Raw genomic sequence first — 4,718 nt, forward strand, 5'->3', positions numbered from 1 at the left:
CTGTCAATCGGCTTGGTAACGGGACCCCCTATCGGCTCCCAAGAGGGACCCCTGCCTCTGGTTGCATAGGGTCAGCGCGCGTAGGCCTGGAGCTTTCAATCTAGCGCAGGGCCTGCGGGCGCGGATTGTTTGTCTTTTCGGCTTTAGCTTTGAGAGCGGTTCTTAAAGCGCCATGATTCATTTCCGGTTTCGACGATCTCGCAGTGGTGTGTGAGCCTGTCGAGCAGAGCGGCGGTCATCTTTGCGTCGCCAAACACGGCAGGCCACTCGCCGAAGGCCAGGTTGGTGGTGACTATGATCGATGTTCGCTCGTAGAGCCTGCTGATCAAATGGAAGAGAAGCTGGCCGCCGGCTTGAGCGAATGGGAGATAGCCCAGTTCGTCCATGATGACGAAGTCGAGCCTGGTGATGAAGTCGGCAAGCCGCCCCTGTTTGCCATTGCGTGCTTCTGTCTCAAGCCGGTTGACGAGATCGACGACATTGAAGAACCGGCCTCGTGCTCCGTTGCGGATCAGCGCACGGGCAAGCGCGATGGACAGGTGGGACTTTCCCGTGCCGGTCCCACCGACCAGTACAATGTTGTGCTGCTCCGCGAGGAATTCTCCGGTTGCGAGCTGGCGTACCAGCCCTTCATTAACGGGCGTATTGATGAAGTCGAAGTCGTTGATATCCTTGGCCAGTGGCAATTTGGCGAGGGTGATCTGGTATTTGATCGACCGTGCTTGCTTCTCGGCAATCTCCGACTGCAACAGGTCTCCGACGATACGGGGCGGTTCGTGCTGGCGCTTGATGCCGGAGGCCATTGTCTCGTCGTAGGCGCTGCGCATGCCGAACAGCTTCAGCGTACCCATCATGTCGAGGATTTGAGATCGTTCCATATCAGCTTGCCCTCCTGAGGCTGTCGTAACGTGCGCAATCGGCCAAAGGCTCATGGGTCAGGCGAAGCGCATCGGGAATTGAAAGGATGGCGGCCGGCTGCGGATCACGCTTGCGGGCCAGAATGTTGATAATGACGGCAGATGAGAACACCCCCTGATCGAGCGCCTCCTGGCAGGCCGCTTCGACGGTGGGGAGCCCGTCGAGTTCGACACATTCCAGGATTGACACCATTTGTCGGTCGCCATCATGCATCGCCTTCAACCGGCGCGGCCTTGAACCATAGGTGGCGGTCATTATCAGCGCCGAAACCCGACCAAGCATGACGTTTGGCGTAACCGCCTGACGCAGTGTCATCGTCGTGATGGTCCAAAGGATTGGCCCGACGCCGAACACGAAGAAACTGACACATACTAGCCAGAATGAAGGAAACCACAGCGTCAACAACATGAGGAAAGCCCCACAAAGTCCTCCGAGCGGCCCCAGAACAATCATGGTTCCAACCGAAAAGCGCCGGGCGAGGATTGGCACGATCATGGCTCCTGCAATCATGCCGAGACCATCAACTCCCAACGCAATGCCGACCTGGGTTGCACTCATGCCGAGGTTTTGGACGGCGTAGGCAACAAAGACTGCCATCAGAATCACCCACGCGGTATTAAAGAAAATCGCAGTGAACAGGATCGGAAGCAGGAATTTATGATGCGCAACGAATGTTGCTCCCTCCTTCAGGTCTTGTAGCGGGTTGCTCGAAGGGCGTGATGTCACATTGTCTTTTGGAATGCTTGCTAGGTACAGCGCGGCAAGAATGGAAAGCACGGTTGCAAGCACATAGGCAGTAGAAGCGCCAGTCCAACCGACCAACGCACCGCCGAGAGCAGGGCCGGCGGCAAAAGCGGCGCTGCGCACCAATTCAAGCCAGCGGTTCGCATCGCTAAGTCGTGCACGGGGTACGATTGAGGGAATAATCGCAGGAGCGGCCACGCTGTAACAAACCGTACCGACGGCCCCGATGAAGCCGAGGACCGCGAGTAACGGCAGATTCAGCAGCCCAAATGCCAAAAGCAGCACAATAACGATAAGGGAAAAACTCCGCAGGACCTCCGATCCCACCATCAATGTTTTGCGCGAGGCCCGATCCACGGCAAGTCCGGCCGGAATGGAAAGCAGCAAAAACGGAAGGGATTGCGCCATTTGCAGCCAGCCCGTTTCAACCGGCCCCGCACCAAGCAACAAAACCGCCGCCAATGGAGCCGCTGCCAATGCTATCTGCTCGGAAAACTGTGCGAAGAGATTCGACCAGCCTATGCGTTTGAATGCGGAGGGTAGTGGAGCAGATGGGATGGAATTCAACATCGGTTGTCCTCTTGTTCAATACATGAGGACAGATGGCCTGATCTACAGACCCACAGGCCACCCGTTTCTTGCGACCAAATTTTCTTTGTCGCGAAACTCCCGATTTTTGTTTCGGTTTTGCGCCTGATATTTGCGACGTTGCAGAACGAGCATTTCTGCGACAAAACCTTCGGACTTTTTATCACATTATTCCGGATAGGGGCACAGTGAGCATGATCATCGTCGTCGAGGGCATCAGTGCGGCCGGGAAAACAACTTGGTGCCGCCAACGCGCTGGCGAATATTTGATCAAGGAAAGCTACCCTGAGAATCGCCCGGACCGGCTTGCTGATCCCAGTGAAGCGGCCCGCCTTTGGACGGAGTGGAATGCAAAACGATGGTCCGACGCTGTTGCAATGGAGCGTGCCAAAGGGTTTGCTGTTTGCGACACCGATCCGCTGAAACTGCATTTCTCCTGGGCTCTGTGGCAGGTCGGTGAGGCACCCGAGGGCGAGTGGCTTGCCCTGTTGGCGTTTACCCGGGAGGCTATCCGCAATCGCCGGCTGGGTTTTGCCGATCGCTACCTGTTCAAGAGGATCGATTCTCAGGTCGCCCAACAGCAACGGGATCGTGATAATGCCAGGCAGCGGCCGAATTTCGGGCTGCATCTTCGCCTGCACACTTCGCTGGTGCGATGGTATGAGACAATCGCAAAGGTGATGCCTGAGAGGCTGGTGTGGGAACTGCCGCAAACGCTTCCTTTGATCGAGGCGAGGGCAAGTCCCCATCGCTATGATCTGGCGTTGTTTGACAGGTTCGTTGGTCTGCTGCCCCGGGCCGAGCAGAGGCGGTAGGCCATCTGCACACCGGAGGTATTGCCGGTCCGTCTATATATGATAATGTCCTTTATCATATGTAGATTAAAAGCTTAGGGCCTGTTGACAAAGTGGATTTTAAAATCAGGAGAAGCGCGTCTCAAGCCTGCGTTTTAGGAGGCTATGTTGGCGCGTCGCGATCTATTGAATACCCGAGGTGATGGATTTACCGAGACGGGCATTCCGAATTTTGACATTGTCCGGCAAATTTGTTTCTTCATGTCGAACATTTCAAGTTTTTCTACCAAGAGATAGATGATGTCCCGACATCGTATTATTAGTTGCGCCACTGTTATCTGCCTCACGAGCCTGTTGACAGGTTGTGACATGCTCGGGTTCCATTCGTGGCAATCGTCCGCAGCCCGTTAAGCGTCCTTACAGCACCGCGGATGGCTTCAGGAATCAAATCCGCGCGGAAAACGAGGCTATCCAAGCATCTCGAGAAACACGGGAAATTCCGAGAGCAAGCTTTCCGACATTGGTGACCTTCACAAACCCAACGGATCCCTCGACGGCGGTGGAGGTAGAACCAGAAAATCTCGAAGCCGTTTTCGGCAAAGGCTACCGGCTCGTGTCTGTTCGACTAGGGATCACGACTGAGCCGCTAACGACCGGTTCGGTTGAACAGGCGCTCGGGCACGAATTTTTTAAGATATGGCGCGCTCAATTTGATCGCCTTTTCAAAGAGATCGGACCTTTTGGTCGGTTCCCGTTCGCATTCAAGCTTCTCAAAGAAGATTTCATCACCGGAGGATAAGTGTCTTTTTCCATAGAGTTAAGCCCTGTCGACAAAGTATGGCAGCCAGATCTTTGCGGCGGCCAGAGCGAGGAATGCGGAAAAGGATTTTCGGGTCTTGTCGTATCGGGTCGCAACGCGACGGAACTGCTTGAGGCGGTTGAACATCCGCTCGATACGGTTTCGATCCTTGTATGCCCGGAAGTCGCAGGCAGGCGGGTTCTTCCGGTTTGCTTTTGGGGGAATGACCGGCCTGATCCCGTGGATCAGGAGTTCTTCACGTAGGAAATCACCGTCGTAGCCCTTGTCAGCAAGGAACAGCCTCGGCTTGCAGACCGGTATTGCCAGTAGATCCGGAACGGCGTTGTAGTCTGAAGCCTCGCCACCCGTCAGGACGAAGCCAAGAGGGCGTCCCTGACCGTCTGCACGGGCGTGGATTTTCGTCGTAAAGCCGCCGCGTGATCGACCAAAAGCCTCCTGATAAGCCCCCCTTTAGCGCCCGCAGCCTGAGAATGGCCGCGAACCGTGGTGCTGTCGATCATATGCTGCCAGTCATCCGTCAGCCCCAGTTCGACGAGGGTCTCAAGCAGAGCGTCCCAAACGCCTTGTTCGGCCCAACGGCGGAAACGCACATACACCGAATTCCACTTTCCGTAGCGCTCATGCATGTCGCGCCAGGGGCAACCTACCCGAAGAACATGCAGCATGCCGTTCAGATATCGTCGATTATCGTGAGAAGGCCGAGACTTCCTCCCACGCTCGGTGGGCAACAGCCCCTCGATGATCCGCCATTCCATATCCGTCAGGTCGCCGCGAGCCAAAACTGCCTCCTAAAAGGCAGTCTTGAATCATACTTCAGATAATTTGGGAATCCACTTTGTCAACAGGACCTAGTA

5 protein-coding genes are annotated in these 4,718 nt (G+C 55.6%); 2 read left to right on the plus strand and 3 right to left on the minus strand.

From position 1 onward, the window contains the following. Positions 1–143: 143 nt before the first annotated feature. A complete protein-coding gene (gene istB, locus DSM25558_RS27420) occupies positions 144–878 on the minus strand; it encodes an IS21-like element helper ATPase IstB (protein WP_077107768.1) in 735 nt (244 codons plus the stop codon). A gap of 1 nt (position 879) precedes the next feature. Next, complete coding sequence (locus DSM25558_RS27425) at positions 880–2,232, minus strand: MFS transporter (RefSeq protein WP_077107769.1); 1,353 nt, start codon at positions 2,230–2,232, stop codon at positions 880–882. Positions 2,233–2,444: 212 nt separating this feature from the next. Here DSM25558_RS27425 and DSM25558_RS27430 point away from each other — a divergent pair, with 212 nt between their 5' ends. Together DSM25558_RS27430 and DSM25558_RS27435 are read left to right on the plus strand one after the other, a co-directional pair. Beyond that, positions 2,445–3,065 (plus strand): hypothetical protein, encoded by a 621-nt coding sequence (locus DSM25558_RS27430; protein WP_077107770.1) that lies wholly within the window; start codon positions 2,445–2,447, stop codon positions 3,063–3,065. 499 nt (positions 3,066–3,564) lie between these two features. Beyond that, positions 3,565–3,843 carry a hypothetical protein gene (locus tag DSM25558_RS27435; protein ID WP_077107771.1) on the plus strand — a complete coding sequence of 93 codons (279 nt, stop codon included), beginning with the start codon at positions 3,565–3,567 and terminating at the stop codon, positions 3,841–3,843. Between the two features lie 18 nt (positions 3,844–3,861). Here DSM25558_RS27435 and DSM25558_RS28720 read toward each other — a convergent pair. Continuing rightward, positions 3,862–4,643, minus strand: a protein-coding gene (locus tag DSM25558_RS28720; RefSeq protein WP_244554342.1) for an IS5 family transposase whose coding sequence is annotated in 2 segments (ribosomal slippage) — positions 3,862–4,313 and positions 4,313–4,643 — 783 coding nt in all. Because the reading frame shifts where the segments join, the coding sequence is not laid out codon by codon here. Positions 4,644–4,718 lie beyond the last annotated feature (75 nt).

The organism is Agrobacterium sp. DSM 25558, from assembly GCF_900100825.1.
Classification (GTDB): Bacteria; Pseudomonadota; Alphaproteobacteria; order Rhizobiales; family Rhizobiaceae; genus Agrobacterium.